A 15,811-nucleotide genomic window follows, 5' to 3' on the forward strand; every position below is an offset into this window, starting at 1 on the left:
GACTTATGTAAAGATCAAATGCGTCACCCCTGGGTATGCGGATGTCTCTTCCGTAACCCAATGCAAAAAGGACTGACTCCAAGCGTCTTGAAGTCAGTCCTTTTTGCTATCAGTGTTGCCTAACTTACTCGAGACCTTTGCATAATACCCCATCTGCAGCGTCACATTCGAGATTCGGGCTTGGTCATGTGCGTAAGCACACTCCCTTCGCCCTCACTCTCAGTCCCTTGCACCTGGGGTGTTCTGCAAAGTCCCTGCCGAAAAAAACGGTGCTTTTTCGGCGAAAGACCATTTTGCAAAGGTCTTTACTCAGGCAGCTAAGTGGTCGGATCAGAAGCCGTTGAGCCGGAGGGCGAGGGTGTCCTCGTACTGGGTCTGTGCCTCCACCAGCTCCCGGCGCATCCGGTCGACGATCTTGCTGTAGGCGGGGTCATCGTAGACATTCTTCATCTCGTGCGGATCCTCCTGCAGGTCGTAGAGCTCCCAGAAGTCTCGGTCGAGGTAGAAGTGGATCAGCTTGTACCGCTCATCGCGCACTCCGTAGTGACGCATCACGCTGTGCTCGGCGGGGTACTCGTAGAAGTGGTAGTAGATCTTGTCCCGCCCGGGGAGCTCCTTTGCCCCCTTAAGCAGCGGGACAAGGGACTCACCCTGGATGTCCCCAGGGATCGCCACACCAGCGAGCTCGAGGAAGGTGGGCGCAAGGTCGATATTCTGCGTCAGCTCCTTGATCGCTCCGCGGGCATCGAGCCCCTTGGGGAGGTGCATCAGGAGCGGGTAGTGCATCGACTCCTCGTACATGAAGCGCTTGTCAAACCACCCGTGCTCGCCCATATAGAAGCCCTGGTCGCCGAGGTAGAGGACGATGGTCGTGTCCCAGAGTCCCTCCTCCTTGAGGTAGTCGATGATCCGTCCGACGCCCTCGTCGATCGGGTGGATCACCTTGGCGTAGTCGCGCATATAGCGCTGGTACTTGTACTCCATCCGCTCCCGGTCAGTCATCTTGCTGTCCCAGTAGTAGTCCGCCATGGGGCGGTAGAAGGCGAGGAACTTATCCCTATCCGCCTCGTCCATACCGGAGAGGATCCACTCGTACATCCGCGAGTAGTGGGTCGGATGATCCTCCCGGAGGAGCTTGCAGTCGTAGGCGGGGTCCATGTGCTCCCCGATATTCATCTCCGCACGAGCGGCTGCCGGTCGCCCGGTGTAGTCGTCGTAGAAGTTTTCCGGAAGCTTGAAGGTCACATCCTCATACAGGTCGAGATCCTGAATGCGGGGCATCCAGTTGCGGTGCGGCGCCTTATGCTGGACCATGAGCATGAAGGGGCGACTCTTGTCCCGACTCCGGAGCAGGTCGATGCTCTTGTCCGTGATCAGGTCGGTGGCGTACCCCTTCTCCTTTACCGTATCATTGGGAGCGGTGATGAAGGCGGGGTTGTAGTAGTCTCCCTGACCCGGCAGGATCTCCCAGTGGTCAAAGCCCTGTGGGAGGGAGTGGAGGTGCCACTTGCCGATGATGGCGGTCTGGTACCCGGCTGCCTGGAGCAGCTTGGGGAAGGTCTGCTGGTCGCCGTCAAAGACGCTGTGCTCATTATTCGTGAAGCCATTCTTGTGCGAGTGCTTCCCCGTCAGGAGGCAGGCGCGGGAGGGACCGGAGATCGAGTTGACGACAAAGGCGTTGTCAAATCTCACCCCGTCCTCCTCGGCGAGCCGGTCGATATTGGGCGTCTCGATCTCGCCGCCATAGGCGGAGATCATCTGGGAGGTGTGGTCATCGCTCTCGATGATCAGGATGTTGTATCGGGTAGGGGTTTCGTCCTTTGCCTTGGTGGCGCAGGCGGTAGGCAGTACGATACCTGCCACGGCGCTGAGCCCCGCTGCTGCCCGATAGGCGCTTTTCTTCTTCATATCTTGATTACTTCTGCTTATTGATAAGCGCAAATCTAAGGATTTAGAGAGAAAAAGGAGACTCTGTAGTTGCCTATCAGAGTCTCCTTTTTTTGTAGGAAGGGTTACTTAGCGAGGAGGTTGTGGGTCTCGCCGGGGTCGGTGGAGAGGTCGTAGAGCTGGGGGATGGAGTCCTGCCCGGTCTCTATACCGGTCTGCCAGGCGTGTTTTGTCGGATGCTTGACGGGGGGGATAAACTTGTACTTGCCATATCTCAGGGCAATCGTTGTCCCAAGTCCCTGCTCTACCATCAGTTCCCGCCCGGTGCCTCCGCGATTGAGCCATGTGGAGAGCTGATCCCGACTGTCAGGTGCAGCGACAGGTGAGAGGGTGACCCCGAGGAGCGAAGCCATAGAGCGAAGGAGGTCAATGTGCGACACCAGATGATCCACCACCTCGCCCTCCGGGACCACTCCCGGCAGGCTGACGATGAATGGAACCCTCGTCCCTCCCTCAAAGAGCGAGTACTTGCCGCCCCTGAATGGACCGCAGACCCTGTGGCGCCCCTCGGCTAGCTCCATCGCCTTGTCGTCGTAGCCATCGTCGAGGACACCCCCATTGTCAGAGGTGAGTATGATCAGGGTGTTTTCTCGTAGCCCCAACCGCTCTAGTTCGTCCAACACCGTCCGGACGGTGCCGTCAAACTGCAACAGCGCATCACCCCTTAGACCGAGCTCACTGGTCCGGTACTCCTCCTTCGGAAACCTCGGCACGTGGATGTCGTTAGTGCAGAGGTAGAGGAAGAAGGGACGCTCCTTATTCTGCCTGATAAAGTCCACCGCGTGGTGCTCAATGGAGTCAGCGATCAGCTCGTCCTTCCACAGAGCACGACCGCCTCCCTTCATGTAACCAATACGAGAGATACCATTGATGATGCTCTGGTCGTGTCCGTGGGAGGGCTTGAGGTTATAGAGCAACTCGGGATGATCTTGTCCGGTCGGCTCGCCCGGAAAGTTGTGCTTATAGCTGACGAAGATGGGACTGGAGGGATCGTAGTTGACCACCTGTCCATTCTCTATCCAGACACAGGGAACTCTGTCAGCGGTGGCGGCCATGATATAAGAGTAATCAAAGCCGAGATCCTGAGGATTTGGGGAGAGCTTCTGATTCCAATCCTGCCCCGAGGGATTATCCCCGAGACCGAGGTGCCACTTGCCGATTGCCCCGGTAGTGTATCCTGCCTCACGGAAGAGGTCAGCGACCGTGTACTGCTCCGGATGTATGATCATCGGAGCATCTCCGCTGGCAACGCCGGTGTCCTCCCGCTTCCAGGCGTAGTGTCCGGTGAGGAGGGAGTAGCGTGAGGGGGTGGAGGTGGCGGCGACGCAGTGAGCGTCTGTGAATCGGGTCCCCCTCTGTGCCAGTTCCTCAACTGCCGGCGTCTGCACACCAGATGTGCCGTAGGGCGATAGGTCGCCCCATCCGATGTCATCAGCCAGCAGGACGATCACATTGGGTCGCTCCGGCAGCTCCTTGTCTCTCTGCTCTTGAGCTGTTACAGGAAGGGTTGCGAGAGAGGCCAGTCCGATGGATACGGATAGTTTGCTTTTGTTCATAATTGATCTATTAAGACTGCTTTCTTAAGTTTGGATTTATATCCTGCTCAGACTGGGGATAGGGCCATCTGTAGTCAATGTCCGACCGGAAGCTTCTTTGATTGACATACCAGCGATCGTAAGGGTCCTTGATGTCGCCTTTTTTATTCATACGCTTAGCACCAGGGAAAGGTGAACCATATATGTCTCCACTGAGGACCTCTTCCCCGATGTGCCAGCGGATTATATCCCAGTAGCGGATTCCCTCGCAAGCAAGCTCTACACGTCGCTCATTGCGAATTCGCTTACGAAGGTCTTGAGTGTTCTCGAGTGTAATGGGTGGCATATTGACAGAGGGTCGCTTCCTGATCAGGTTTACGGTCTGATCAAGGAGATCTTGTGTGACGACTCCGTTATTCATCTCCATACTGGCTTCAAGATAGCTTAGCAAAACTTCCGCATATCTGATGACAGGCACATCTCCACCATAGAGTGTCAGAGAGCCACTGTACCCCTCATCAAGAAATTTCCTAAGCAGAAATCCTGTCTGAGTGGTCTGACCACCCATGACTTTGTCCGGACTCTTGCTGTCAGGGTCACTAATATATTTCTCACCCTTGAAGTCTGCACCATTATATAGTATGGTATACCTAAGGCGGGGATCTCGATTTTCTCCTAAGTCACTTGAATTGTAGAGTGGACTATCAAATGAAAATTGAGATCCATCGGTGAATTCGTAGGCTTCAAAAAGGGATCCTAACACATTTGCCAAGCACCATCCGCCATCCTTAGCCGGCAGTGCATGCTGATGAATGGCGTTTCCGGCAAGCCCCGGAAGGTACTGAAAGGAGAAGATGATTTCCGAGCTGCTTTCCCCCTTCTCCGTGAATAAATCGGTGTAGTTATTGTACAGCGCGTTATCGCCAAAGTCGATAATTTGCTTAAATGCTTTAGCTGCTTCCTCCCATCGCTCCTCAGCAAGGAAAACCCTGCCAAGGAATGCTAGCGCAGCTTGCTTACAAGCTCTTCCTTTCTCATCGGCCTTGATCTCCTTATATCGAGGTAGGTCTACCGATGACTCGGAAAATTCTTTCACAAGGAAGTTGACCAACTCCTCATGCTTAGTCACTTCCGCATGATTACCCTCTTCGGGAGTAATTACTGTAGTGATTAACGGTACGTCACGGAAGTAATTACTGAGATAGAAGTATTGAGTTGCCCTAATGAATCTTGCCTCGGCAATATATCTCTTTGTCATCTTGGTCTCTGGGAGACTCGTGATGTTCTGAAGCAACTCATTGCACCGCCCTATTTTAGAGTAGCTGTTGTTCCAGTACCTTGAGATGAAGGCATTGGTAGAGACTAGTTGGCCGGAAGAGATTTTGAAGAAATTAGAGTTCGTGTTTCTTCGGTCGTACATATTGTCGCTGGCAAACTCTAGGAAGATAAGCCCTCCATATGACCACCAGTCAGATGGGACGTACTCCGGACCTGAGAATGAAGCATTCCCTCTGTAAATACCTGTAAGGACTACATCTATGTTGTCTTCGCTTTGCCATACCGTCTTTCTTGACAGCCTATCAAGAGGATCTCGATTGAGGTCACAGGATGAAAGACCGAGCAAGGACAGGCATATTGCAAGAATTATATATTTAGTTCTCATAAGTTTATAAGCTGAAGTTTAGTCCAAAGGTTATTGTCCTAAGTATCGGATAGAAAGCTCCTCCGGTATTGATCTCAGGATCCCATCCTTTTGGGTACTTGTTAAACGTATAAAGGTTATCTCCGGAAAGGTATAGCCTTAGAGATGAGATTTGAGGCAACCATTGCTTGGGAAGAGTATACCCTATCTGTACGTTCTTGATCCTAAGGTAGGATGCGTCTCTGAGCCAGTAGTCGGAGACCTCTGTATTCGCAGTTCCTGTGCCGGGGATTGCCTCAAGACGTGGGTACTTGGCGTAGCGATCGGGCTGATCCGGCCTAAACCGGTTGTCCGCCTGCCATCTCTGGATATTTCCCTCCTGGAAAAAAGCGTATCCCGCAAAGTTGTTTAGATATCCCTTTACACCGGCAACTCCTTGCAGCTGCATTGTAAAGTCTACCCCCTTATAGCCCATTCCTCCGGATAGGCTAAAGGTGTATTTCGGTATTGATGATCCCAGCACAGTCCTATCATAGTTGGGGTCTACGACTCCGTCAGGTTTCCCTTCAGGCCCTAACAGGTCCTTATACCGAATGTCTCCGGGAACGCTCTTGGGGTTGATCTTTTTCTGATTTGCCCAGGCGTTAATGTCCTCCTGGTCTGTAAAGACACCATCGGTCTTGTAGCCATAGTAGATGTCTATTGGATGACCTATAAAGAGGTTTCCACTGCCGACTAGTCCATTAAGCTGCTTGACATCTCCCACACCGAGAGACTTGATTCGGTTGTCTATATAGGTAAAGTTTCCGGTCAGGTTGTAGCTGAAGTCTCCTTTTACATATTGGTGTCCTATCTCTATCTCGATACCCTTGTTGGTTAGTGTACCGGTGTTGATGGGAGAGACTTTAAGGCCGGACACCTTTGATACACTCCCTCCCGGCGCAAAGAGTATATCATAGGTGGTACGAGAAAAGTAGTTGACATTGAGGGTCAGTGCGCCATTGAGGATAGAAGACTCAAATCCCGCATCCCAAGTCCGGGTGCTTTCCCACGAGAGATTTTCATCCGTGGACTTAGTCACGGCAGCTCCCTGGTGAAGCGTATTGCCGAATGGATAAAAGAGGCCCAAGTCATATACAGTCTGGTAGGGGTAGACTCCGATCTCTTGATTTCCAAGTACTCCTAATGATACCTTGAACTTAAGGTTACTGATCCACTCGAGTGATTTGCAACTCTTGAAGAAATCCTCTTCGCTTACTCGCCATCCTAAGGCAGCTGATGGGAAAAACGCATACCGCTTATGCGATGAAAATCTTGAAGAGCCATCATAGCGCCCCGTTATCTCCAATAGGTACTTTGAGGCGTAGTTGTAGTCTAAGCGTCCAAATACCGATTGCATAGCCCACTCTGTTCCTCCGCCATTTCCCTTTTGGTTGTCAGGAGATCCTACATTGATGTATGGGAGGTCATTAGAGGCTAGCTTGTCACGCTCTGCCCCCACATATCTACTAGAGTAATCCTCGTAGGAGTAGCCGAGTAGAGCAGATAGACCATGCTCTCCCAACTGACTTGTATAGTTTACAGTTGACTGAAGGGTCTTGTAAAAGTCCCTTACCATCTGGTCGTTCAGTGAGGAGGCCCCTGGGGTGAGCCCGTTTTGTAGAGTAATAGAGGAGCGGAATTGCTTGGACTCGCTGTTGTTATGATTCATCCCGGCAATTACCTTCATCTCCAATTCCTTGATCGGCTTGTAAGATAAAGAGACGTTCGTGCGGGCGGAAAATCTTCTGTTGTTAGCGAAGGACTTGCTTTCGATCCAGGCGAGAGGCGTACCATGCATTTCCGGTCCGAGACCATATTCACCCGTAGACAGTTTCGTCGGCTTAATGCCTGGGAATCGCAGTGCTTTAAGGATGATGTATTCCATTGACTCAACATCCTCTCCACCGGGAGTGGTTGGCTCGTTTCGCTCTGAAAGCAGTGCGTGCAGATTGGCAGAAATGGAAAGATTATCACTTAGGTTGATGGTAAAGTTTGTTCTCCCATCGTACCTCGTGAAGTAGTTCTTACTTACTAGTCCATCCTGATATAGAGCCCCTAAGGATGCGTAGTAGGACATCCTATCGGTGCGTCCATTAAGTGTGACGTGGTGGTTTGTTTGAGGAGCATTGCTCTTAAATAGGCTGTGCAAGTAGTCCTCCTGGGCATACAAGTCTTTGTTACTTCCGTTGCGGAAGCTTGCTATCTCTTCTTCGGAGTATGTAGGAGTGCCTGTGGCCTCGTTGAGGAGCTTTGCGTACTCCCAGGTTGGTACAAACTCTGGTAGGGCAGTGGGGGAGTTCCAGCCTACGTATCCATTGTATGACAGGTTGATCTTGTCTCCTTTCCCTTTTTTGGTGGTGATTAGGATTACACCATTAGCTGCTCTTGACCCATAGATAGCAGCTGTTGATGCATCTTTGAGGACTGACACACTCTCCACATCGCTAGAGTTCACATCTGATATGGATCCAGGTATGCCATCCACTAATACGAGGGGATTAGGAGAGCCTCCGAAAGATCCGATACCTCTGACACGTATACTGTTGCTTTCCTTTCCCGGGGCACCTGATCGCTGAGTCACCGTGACACCTGACATCATACCGGTGAGTGCGTTCACTAAGTTTGCTGAGGACTTTTTTGTCAGGTCATCCCCTCTAACTTGAGCGATCGATCCGACCACATTCACCTTCTTCTGGGTGCCGTAGCCGACGACGACGACCTCCTCCAGGAGCTCGGAGTCTTCGTGCAGTGTGATGGTGATGTCAGTGCGCCCGTTGAGAGCTATCTCCTGAGGTGTCATACCGACGAAGGTGATACGCAGGGTGGCATCAGCCGGCACATCCTTTATCTCAAAGTTACCATCTATGTCAGTGAAGGCTCCCTTGCCGTCTGTCCCGAGCACAACCACGGTGGCCGACATAATCGGTTCGCCGGAGGCATCGACCACCTTACCCTTGATGGTGATAGTCTTGGACTGGCTGTGCTTGCTTGCTCGTGATAGTACGATCAGGCCATTGCGCACCTCGCACGACAGTCCTTTGTCGTGGAAAGCCGCCAGGACCTTGTCCAAGGAGACATCAGTGAGCTCCAGATGGAGAGGCTCCGAGAGGTTGACGTCCCGGTCGTTGTAGAAGAAGTGCAGTCCGGTCTGCTGCTCCACCGCTTTCATCACCGAGCCAATGGTGCCGCTCGGCTGCATCACGGTGATAGAGACATCCGACTGCGCTGCTGCCGGCTGTGGCATGGCACCGAGAGCCGGTGCTGCGAGAAGGACCATCGTAGACAGTGCCACTCGCACCGAACCGCTAGCGTGGCGGCGGAGAGATGATTTCACACTCATAATAGGGGTTTGAAATAATGTTATGTGAGGGGCATCACCGATGGCTTACGACCACGTGTCGCTCCTCGTGTTGTTGGTTGGTTATGCTAAGATTAGTGGTTGTCTCTAGTAGACTGAAGGCGAAGTCTCTGCTGTACTCTCTCTTCAGCGCTCCGGTATATGTATTCTCCTTGAGGGCGTCGGAGGTAAAGGTGGTGTCAAATCCGTACCAACGCCCAAGGTAAGTCATGATGGAGGAGAGAGATAGGTGACTGAAGACAAACGTCCCCTCTACCCACGCGGTCTTTGTCCTCAGGTCTGCCGGTCTGCTCTCCAGGCTGCCATCTCTGCCACGGACAGCCTCCTCTCCGGGGTGGAGCATAAGGGATCGACCCGCCTTGTCGGAGACTCTCAGTCTCCCCTCCACCAGAGTTGTCGTAGGCTCTTGCTCCGGGTAGAGACAGATATTAAATGTAGTCCCGAGCACCTCCAGGTCCATCTCCGGTAGTGCGACACGGAATGGGTGTTTCTCGTCATGCGCCACACTCATCAGCGCCTCACCTGACTCCAGGGCTATGCGACGTCCATCTGTGAGCGATGTGGGCATCCTTAGTCGAGAGACGGAGTTGAGCAATACCACTGTACCATCCTCCAGGAGGACGTTTCCACGCCTTGTCTCCGGCACGACAAGGGTCACTGCCTCATCGGGACTGAGGAGATAGGCCATCTCCGCCATCTTGAGGGTGTCCTGGTCCCCCAGACGGAGGTGAACTCTTGATCCGTCTGCTCGCAGGAGCACCAGATCCCTATCTCCTGCAAGGGAGTCGGGAAGGATGTAGGACTGCCGTAATAGCTCCATTGCGACTTGACTCTCCTCCGGCACCAGCTCCCCACCTCTCTTTGGTAGGACTAAGATCATCAGCATGCCGATGAAGGCAGCCGCCACCCCAAGAGAGACTGCGACGAGGCGCCTTCGTTGTCTCCTCTGCCTCTCCCGGTGATCCACTGCGGCTTGTAGTCGTTCATATCCTACGCGGACATCAAAGTCCGGTGTCGCTGATAGATCCGAAAGTCGCCGGATCAACGGCAGATCCTCTGTCTCCGCCCTCTCCTTGCCGGATAGGACAGACTCTATATGGTGTATGTACTCAGACTGATCCTTCATAATGGATGTCAAAAGGTGTTGTGGAAGGTGCATTGATAGGTGCCCCTCCGATCATAAGACGATTGAGAAGTGAAAAAGGGTGAAGCGGGAGCTATGAGAGATGTGATAGGATGAGCAAGAGCCCGATCATGGCGAGGGGGTCCCGACGAAGCTTCTTCCTCGCTATGCGGAGCTGGGTCTTGACCGTATTGACTGAGATCCCCTTCCGCTCTGCGATCTCGGAGTACTTCAGCCCCTCCATAGTGGCGAGGAGAAATATCTCACGTGCCGCCTCGGGTAAACTCTGTACGAGACGCCACGCTCTGCTGATCATCTCCTCTCTCTCCTCAGCGGATAGGTCCTCGAGATCGGCCACCTCCAGCTCGTACCGCACTCTCTCCTCGTGAGCCCTGATTACTGAGCGATGACGGATCACATCGTAGATGCGATTTCTGACCAGCGTTGATAGGTAGGAGTGTGGATTGTGGATGGATGATGGATCTACTCGCTGCTCCCAGAGTTGCATAAAGACCTCTTGCACCACCTCCTCGGCAAGGAACGAGTCCCCGCACACCGCTACCCCCACCCAGTACATCTCTCGAGCATGGGTGGTATAGAAAGTCTTAAAGGTATGATCTCTATCCGGCGTCACTGGCAGTGATCTTTTCTCATACTCCGCCAAATGTACGACAATATTTGTTTGTCCTATGGAGGTGCATCAAGAGCCTCGCTTCCGCATTATGCTTCATAGGGAATTGAGATTTGGTGGGGGGTGGGACGGCTCTTTTCGCTATATTTACTGACACCTTAGACCTGCACCCTATGAAGATTATTCACACCGCCGACTGGCATGTCGGGCATGAGCTCTATGGCTACGACCGAGAGGAGGAGTTCGACTACTTCTTCACTCAGCTCTCTCAGCTGATGGCTGAGGAGCAGCCTGATGCGCTCTTAGTGAGTGGGGATGTGTACGACTCGTACATGCCCTCCAATGCCGCTGTCAAGCAACTCAATACCGCCCTGCTGAGCCTCCACGAAGCCTCTCCCGAGACGGAGATCATCCTCACGGCGGGCAATCACGACAGCGGCCTCAGGCTGGAGGCTGCCGCACCGCCCTGGCTCTCCCACAGGATCCACCTGATAGGCACCATCGACCCCACCCTTGAGCGCAATCGCATAGAGATAGCGGGAAAAGGGGTGGTGATGGCGATCCCCTTCTGCTACCCCGCCAATTTTCCCCACAAGGAGAGCGATCCGGTAGAGGGGCGACAGGAGCGATTTTTCCAGCGGGTAAGCGAGCAGCTGAGCAAGGAGAGCCTGCCGACGGTCCTGATGGCGCACCTCTATCTGTCCGGTGTGCAGCTCAATGGCACCCGCCAGCCCCGTGACATCGTGGGTGGCAGTGAGGCGATGCTCCTCTCTGACATCGGTACCGGCTACGACTACTTGGCGCTGGGGCACATCCATAGGCGACAGTGGGTAGGCGATCGAACTCTCTACTCAGGTTCGCCACTGCCGATCTCCTTTGATGAGCCGGCGGAGCATGGTGTGCTGGTGGTAGAGCTGGATAGAGGGATAGCACCAAGGGTAGACTTCCGACAGATGAAGACCCTCCGCCCACTTCTCACCCTACCAGAGGAGGCGGTCTCCTACAGTGATGCGATCGATCTGCTTCGCACCATAGACGCTGATAAGCAGGCTTATATCCGGCTCCACGTGAAGGTGAATGGGGATGCGCCACTCCCCTTTGACTACCTCGAGCAGGCCACTAAGGCTCTTGAGGGGAAGAGTGCCCGGTACTGCACGGTCAAGGTGGAGTCCCCCGAGTCGGTGGCTGCGGAGAGAGTGGAGCAGCGTATGGTCAGCCCCGACGAGCTGAATACCTACACCGCGCAGAGGATCGTGGAGATGTACCTGGAGGAGCATACGGACCTCTCCGAGGAGGGACGACAGGAGTTGCTTGACCTCTTTGGTACCATTGATGAAGTATGTAGCCAAGAAGGGATAACGATATGATACGACTGAAAACCTTAGAGATCCACAACCTCCTCTCCATTGAGGAGGCGACGATAGATTTTGAGAAGGACTTGGGATCAAGTGGTCTCGTGCTTATCTGTGGCAATACCGGTGCCGGTAAGTCGACCATCCTCGATGCGATCTGCCTCGCCCTCTATGGGTGTAGTCCTCGTCTCAGTCGGAGTAAGTCAGAGAAGTATACCTCCGGTGAGGAGGTCTTCAGCTCAGGTGACGTCGCTCAGCTGATGCGACGTGGCACCGCGTATGCCTCCTGCTGTCTCACCTTTACGACCACTTCCGAGGACGAGTACAAGGCTACCTGGGGGATTCGTCGTGCCAGAGGCAAGCACGATGGAGCCCTCCAGCCACCCCAAAGGTCTCTCGTAATGAACGATAGCGTAACGTTTACCAAGGGGGTGAAGGAGGAGATCGAGAGGGTCGTCGGGCTCTCGTACAAGGACTTCTCCCAGACTGTTTTGTTGGCTCAGGGCGACTTTACCCGGTTTCTCTTTAGTGACGAGGGCACACGCTCCTCGATCTTAGAGCGGCTCACCGGTATGGAGGAGTGCTCAGACTATGGGAAGAAGATCTACCGGATCACTAAGTGGCACGAGCAGCAGTATGACGATCTCCAGCGTGAAATAGAGCTTTTGGATCCTCCTACTCCGGAGCAGGTCTCAGAGTGCAAGCAAAAGCAGAGAGAGCTGGAGCAAGAGATTAAGAAGCTTAATGAAGAAAAAAGCAGACTGGACAAGCAGATGAAGGTCTGCAGAGATGTAGAGCATCATCAAGATACCATTGATAAGTGCGATAAGGAGCGGGTGACCCTGAGGGATGACTATGCCCATCGACTGGGAGAGATCGAGCGCATCCGAAGTATCTTCGAGACGAAGAAGTCTGAGCAAGAAAATATACAGAAAGAGCTGTCTGCGCTCTCGGAGCACACCCCTATGTACGACAAGGCTGATAGCTTGACTAAGTCGCTCAAGGATCTCTCACGCAAGCGAAGCGAGTGCACTCAGACGATCGAGAAGAAGAAAAAAGCCTATCAAGAGCGTAGGCAGAGCGAAAGGAAGCTGAGCGAACTAAATAAAGAGCTCCAAGGCATAGAGCAGGCAACGGAAGAAAAGCGAGAAAAGAAAACAGCGCTTCAAGACAAGCTAAATGCCCTCAATGAGACTGACCTCCGGACGCAGAAGGATTACTTGACAGACCTCAAGTCCGCTAATGAGGCATCCCGGGAGCTGCTTGACCTCAATGCTAAGAAAGCGGATGCAGAGAAAACGAGCAAGGACTCTGAGGAGAAGCTTAGGGAGGCAAAGAGCAAGCTGGAGAGCGATAGCAATCGATTGGACAAAATGAAGACCTCAGTCGGAGACTTTGCCAAGAGTCTCAGGCTTGATCTCTCCGTGGGGGATCGATGCCCTGTCTGCGATCAGATTGTCCATAAGGTGCCTCGGGATGAGGACTTGGAGGAATTGCTTCGCCCCATCAGGGAGGAGTATGAGGCTTCTCTCGGACAGAAGGAAGCGGCAGAGGCTGATTCTAAGAAGAAGTCTGATGCGGTCGCTGTTCTCACCGGGCAGATCAAGGGCAAGGAGCTGGAGATCAAGAAATGGCAAAGCAAGTATCCTGGTGATTTCCCTATCGGTCAGTCAGAGCCTGAGATCGAGAAGATACTCACGGACATCAAGTCAGGACTGGATAATATCAATAAGAGCCTGCAGGAGGTCGAGAAGCTCAAGGACGAGCTCGATAAGGCGGAAAAGGCGGTTGACGATCTGGAAAAGAAAGCTAAGAGTAAGAGAAAAGAGCAAGACGAGGAGCAGAGAACTCTGGCTGCTCGGCAAGGCACTTGCAAGGGGCACAGCACGACCTGCAAGTCACTTCGCAAGGATATTGCCTCGCTGACTAAAGAGCTGATAGAGGGTCTCACCTATCCGAGTACAGAAGCGCTGCTGCGGTCCGATCTCAGTAATTTGACCGAGAGACTGACCAACGAAGCTAAGGACTACCGCTCTAAGAAAGAGACATCAGCCGATATGGAGCGTGAGGTTGATAAGCTCTCCGACAGCCTCAGGCGTATGGACGAGATAGTGTGCGAGAGCCTAAGACCGGCCTTTCCCGACACACTACCTACACCTGTCACAGATGGGAGCAAGCCAGACCCGAAGAAAGTCAATGATGCACTCATAAAAGTCTGCACGGATCTCGGTAGGTCTGCCAAGGACAAAAGGGAGTCCGAAGAGGTGCTAAAGTCTCTCAGAGCGCAACATCCCGACCTGGATAAGCACACCTCCTCCTCTATACAGTCTCGTATCGATGAGCTCATGGAGAAGGTGCAGGCGAAGAACAAGGGGTTGGGAGAGGCTGAGAAATCTCTTAAAGATTACAACGACAGCCTTGAGAGGATCAGCAAACTCAATGAAGAGACGAAGAAGCTGAGCGAGAGGGTGCAAAAGTGGAAAACTCTCTCTGATCTCCTTGGTGATGCGGAGGGGAAGAAGCTGCGGGGCATCGCACAGGGCTATATCCTCAGGTACCTGCTGGAGTCGGCCAATGAGTTTTTGGTCGACTTAGGAGGCAAGTATCGCCTCACGACCACCTCCCTGTCATCGGCCATCCTCGTTGAGGACCCCGAGACGAGTCAGCCTCCTCAGAGCGTCACGATCCTATCGGGAGGCGAGAGCTTTATGGTGGCACTCAGTCTCTCACTCGCCCTCTCTCGCCTGCGTGGCGAGGCCGTGGTGGACAGCCTCTTCATCGATGAGGGCTTTGGTACGCTCGACCCTAAGAGTCTGGAGCAGGTGATGCAGGCTCTGGAGCAGCTACACGAGCGTATGGATCGGCGGATCGTGCTCATCAGCCACGTGCAGGCGCTCAGGGAGCGCATCGCTACCAGGATCGAGGTGGAGCCGAAAAATCGCTCCCTAAGCGAGCTGGTGATGGTCCGAGACGGACAGAGAGTGTAGCGTAGCAGCGATCAGATGGAGTTTACCCCAAATGCATTACATTTGTAATACCTATCGATCACGAATATAGAAAATCAGGTTATGAATAAGAGATATTACTCCAGTGCTCCACGCAAGAGAGTCCTCGTCACCGGTGCGGGTGGGACCATAGGCTCCCGGGTACTTAGGGGCTTTGTGCGCTTCCGCCCCGATGTGGAGGTGCGAGCCTTTGACCTCGCCACCCCGCAAAATCGCGACCTCTTCGATCAGCTGCAGGGGCACATCGAGCCTTTCTATGGAGACATCACTAAGCCGGAGACACTCGTGGAGGCTTGCACGGGAGTGGACTATGTCGTCCACCTCGCATCGATCATCCCTCCCGCTGCGGATCAGCATCCTGACCTCGCCAATAAGATCAATGTCGAGGGGACCAATAACCTCCTGCAGGTGCTGAGGGCTCATGCACCGGAGGCTTTCATCGCTATGGCCTCCAGTGTCTCGGTCTACGGTGATCGGGTCAAGGACCCCATGATACGTGTCACCGACCCCATGCAGCCCTCCGAGGGGGATCACTACGCCCAGACTAAGCTTGCCATGGAGCAGCTGATCCGGGAGTCGGGGCTGCGGTACACCATCTTCCGTCTCAGTGCCATCATGGGTGCGGAAAATCATACGATGTCGGGGATCATGTTTCACATGCCACTTGATACGACGATAGAGATCTGCACCCCTGCCGACACCGCCCGCGCCTTTGTCAATGCGCTGGATCACTTAGACGAGCTCGATGGGCGCATCTTCAATCTCGGGGGCGGGAAGGAGTGTACCACCACCTATCGGGAGTTCCTGACCCGAAACTTCAAGATCTACGGGCTGGGCGAATTTGATTTTCCGAGTCGGGCTTTTGCCACGAAAAACTTCCACTGCGGCTTCTTCGCTGACGGGAAGGATCTGGAGGACATTGTCCACTTCCGCACCGACACGCTGGCAGACTACTACTACCAGCTCAGTCGCCATATCCCCGGTATTCAGAAGCTTGCTACTAAGTTCTTCTCATCGGCTGTCAGGAGCTACCTCCTCCATATCAGTGAGCCGTATGTCGCCTGGAAGACTCAAGACATCACGATGATGCGTCACTTCTTCCGCGATGAGGACCTGACCATGGAGTGACCCTAAAGACCACAGTGACCTTTGCATAATACCCCATCTGCGGCGTCA

At 53.5% G+C, this 15,811-nt stretch carries 9 protein-coding genes; 3 read left to right on the forward strand and 6 right to left on the reverse strand.

The window, feature by feature from the left end:
• Window positions 1-330 precede the first annotated feature (330 nt).
• The 6 genes from HMPREF2890_RS03880 to HMPREF2890_RS03905 all read right to left on the reverse strand — a co-directional run bounded on the left by HMPREF2890_RS03880 (window position 331) and on the right by HMPREF2890_RS03905 (window position 10,281).
• Entirely contained in the window at window positions 331-1,908 is a 1,578-nt protein-coding gene (locus HMPREF2890_RS03880) for a sulfatase family protein (RefSeq protein ID WP_070465672.1), read from the reverse strand.
• Window positions 1,909-2,012: 104 nt separating this feature from the next.
• The gene (locus HMPREF2890_RS03885; protein ID WP_070465675.1) at window positions 2,013-3,503 is read right to left on the reverse strand and encodes a sulfatase-like hydrolase/transferase; all 1,491 of its coding nucleotides are present in this window, start codon (window positions 3,501-3,503) and stop codon (window positions 2,013-2,015) included.
• A gap of 10 nt (window positions 3,504-3,513) precedes the next feature.
• On the reverse strand, window positions 3,514-5,145 hold the full coding sequence (locus HMPREF2890_RS03890) for a RagB/SusD family nutrient uptake outer membrane protein (protein WP_070465680.1): 1,632 nt from the start codon (window positions 5,143-5,145) through the stop codon (window positions 3,514-3,516).
• Window positions 5,146-5,149: 4 nt separating this feature from the next.
• Window positions 5,150-8,506, reverse strand: a complete 3,357-nt coding sequence (locus HMPREF2890_RS03895) for a SusC/RagA family TonB-linked outer membrane protein (RefSeq protein ID WP_070465684.1) — start codon at window positions 8,504-8,506, stop codon at window positions 5,150-5,152.
• A 34-nt stretch (window positions 8,507-8,540) separates the two neighbouring features.
• On the reverse strand, window positions 8,541-9,650 hold the full coding sequence (locus HMPREF2890_RS03900; RefSeq protein ID WP_168160410.1) for a FecR family protein: 1,110 nt from the start codon (window positions 9,648-9,650) through the stop codon (window positions 8,541-8,543).
• Window positions 9,651-9,741: 91 nt separating this feature from the next.
• Window positions 9,742-10,281, reverse strand: coding sequence for an RNA polymerase sigma-70 factor (locus HMPREF2890_RS03905; protein ID WP_070465691.1), 540 nt, complete (start codon window positions 10,279-10,281; stop codon window positions 9,742-9,744).
• Window positions 10,282-10,451: 170 nt separating this feature from the next.
• On the opposite strand from HMPREF2890_RS03905, the gene HMPREF2890_RS03910 reads away from it, so the two are divergent.
• The 3 genes from HMPREF2890_RS03910 (at window position 10,452) to HMPREF2890_RS03920 (ending at window position 15,763) form a co-directional block, all read left to right on the forward strand.
• The gene (locus HMPREF2890_RS03910) at window positions 10,452-11,645 is read left to right on the forward strand and encodes a metallophosphoesterase family protein (RefSeq protein WP_070465695.1); all 1,194 of its coding nucleotides are present in this window, start codon (window positions 10,452-10,454) and stop codon (window positions 11,643-11,645) included.
• Window positions 11,642-14,617, forward strand: coding sequence for an AAA family ATPase (locus HMPREF2890_RS03915; protein WP_070465698.1), 2,976 nt, complete (start codon window positions 11,642-11,644; stop codon window positions 14,615-14,617). The genes HMPREF2890_RS03910 and HMPREF2890_RS03915 overlap by 4 nt, the downstream gene beginning before the upstream one ends.
• Window positions 14,618-14,698: 81 nt before the next feature.
• Window positions 14,699-15,763, forward strand: coding sequence for an NAD-dependent epimerase/dehydratase family protein (locus HMPREF2890_RS03920; protein ID WP_070465701.1), 1,065 nt, complete (start codon window positions 14,699-14,701; stop codon window positions 15,761-15,763).
• The last annotated feature ends 48 nt before the right edge of the window (window positions 15,764-15,811 follow it).

The sequence above is a fragment of the Porphyromonas sp. HMSC065F10 genome, assembly GCF_001808555.1.
In the GTDB taxonomy this organism is placed as follows: Bacteria; Bacteroidota; Bacteroidia; order Bacteroidales; family Porphyromonadaceae; genus Porphyromonas_A.

Bases quoted from the DNA above. Each gene is read 5' to 3' on its own strand.
- HMPREF2890_RS03880 (WP_070465672.1), bottom strand. From the start codon at position 1,908: ATGAAGAAGAAAAGCGCCTATCGGGCAGCAGCGGGGCTCAGCGCCGTG.
- HMPREF2890_RS03885 (WP_070465675.1), bottom strand. From the start codon at position 3,503: ATGAACAAAAGCAAACTATCCGTATCCATCGGACTGGCCTCTCTCGCA.
- HMPREF2890_RS03890 (WP_070465680.1), bottom strand. From the start codon at position 5,145: ATGAGAACTAAATATATAATTCTTGCAATATGCCTGTCCTTGCTCGGT.
- HMPREF2890_RS03895 (WP_070465684.1), bottom strand. From the start codon at position 8,506: ATGAGTGTGAAATCATCTCTCCGCCGCCACGCTAGCGGTTCGGTGCGA.
- HMPREF2890_RS03900 (WP_168160410.1), bottom strand. From the start codon at position 9,650: ATGAAGGATCAGTCTGAGTACATACACCATATAGAGTCTGTCCTATCC.
- HMPREF2890_RS03910 (WP_070465695.1), top strand. From the start codon at position 10,452: ATGAAGATTATTCACACCGCCGACTGGCATGTCGGGCATGAGCTCTAT.
- HMPREF2890_RS03915 (WP_070465698.1), top strand. From the start codon at position 11,642: ATGATACGACTGAAAACCTTAGAGATCCACAACCTCCTCTCCATTGAG.
- HMPREF2890_RS03920 (WP_070465701.1), top strand. From the start codon at position 14,699: ATGAATAAGAGATATTACTCCAGTGCTCCACGCAAGAGAGTCCTCGTC.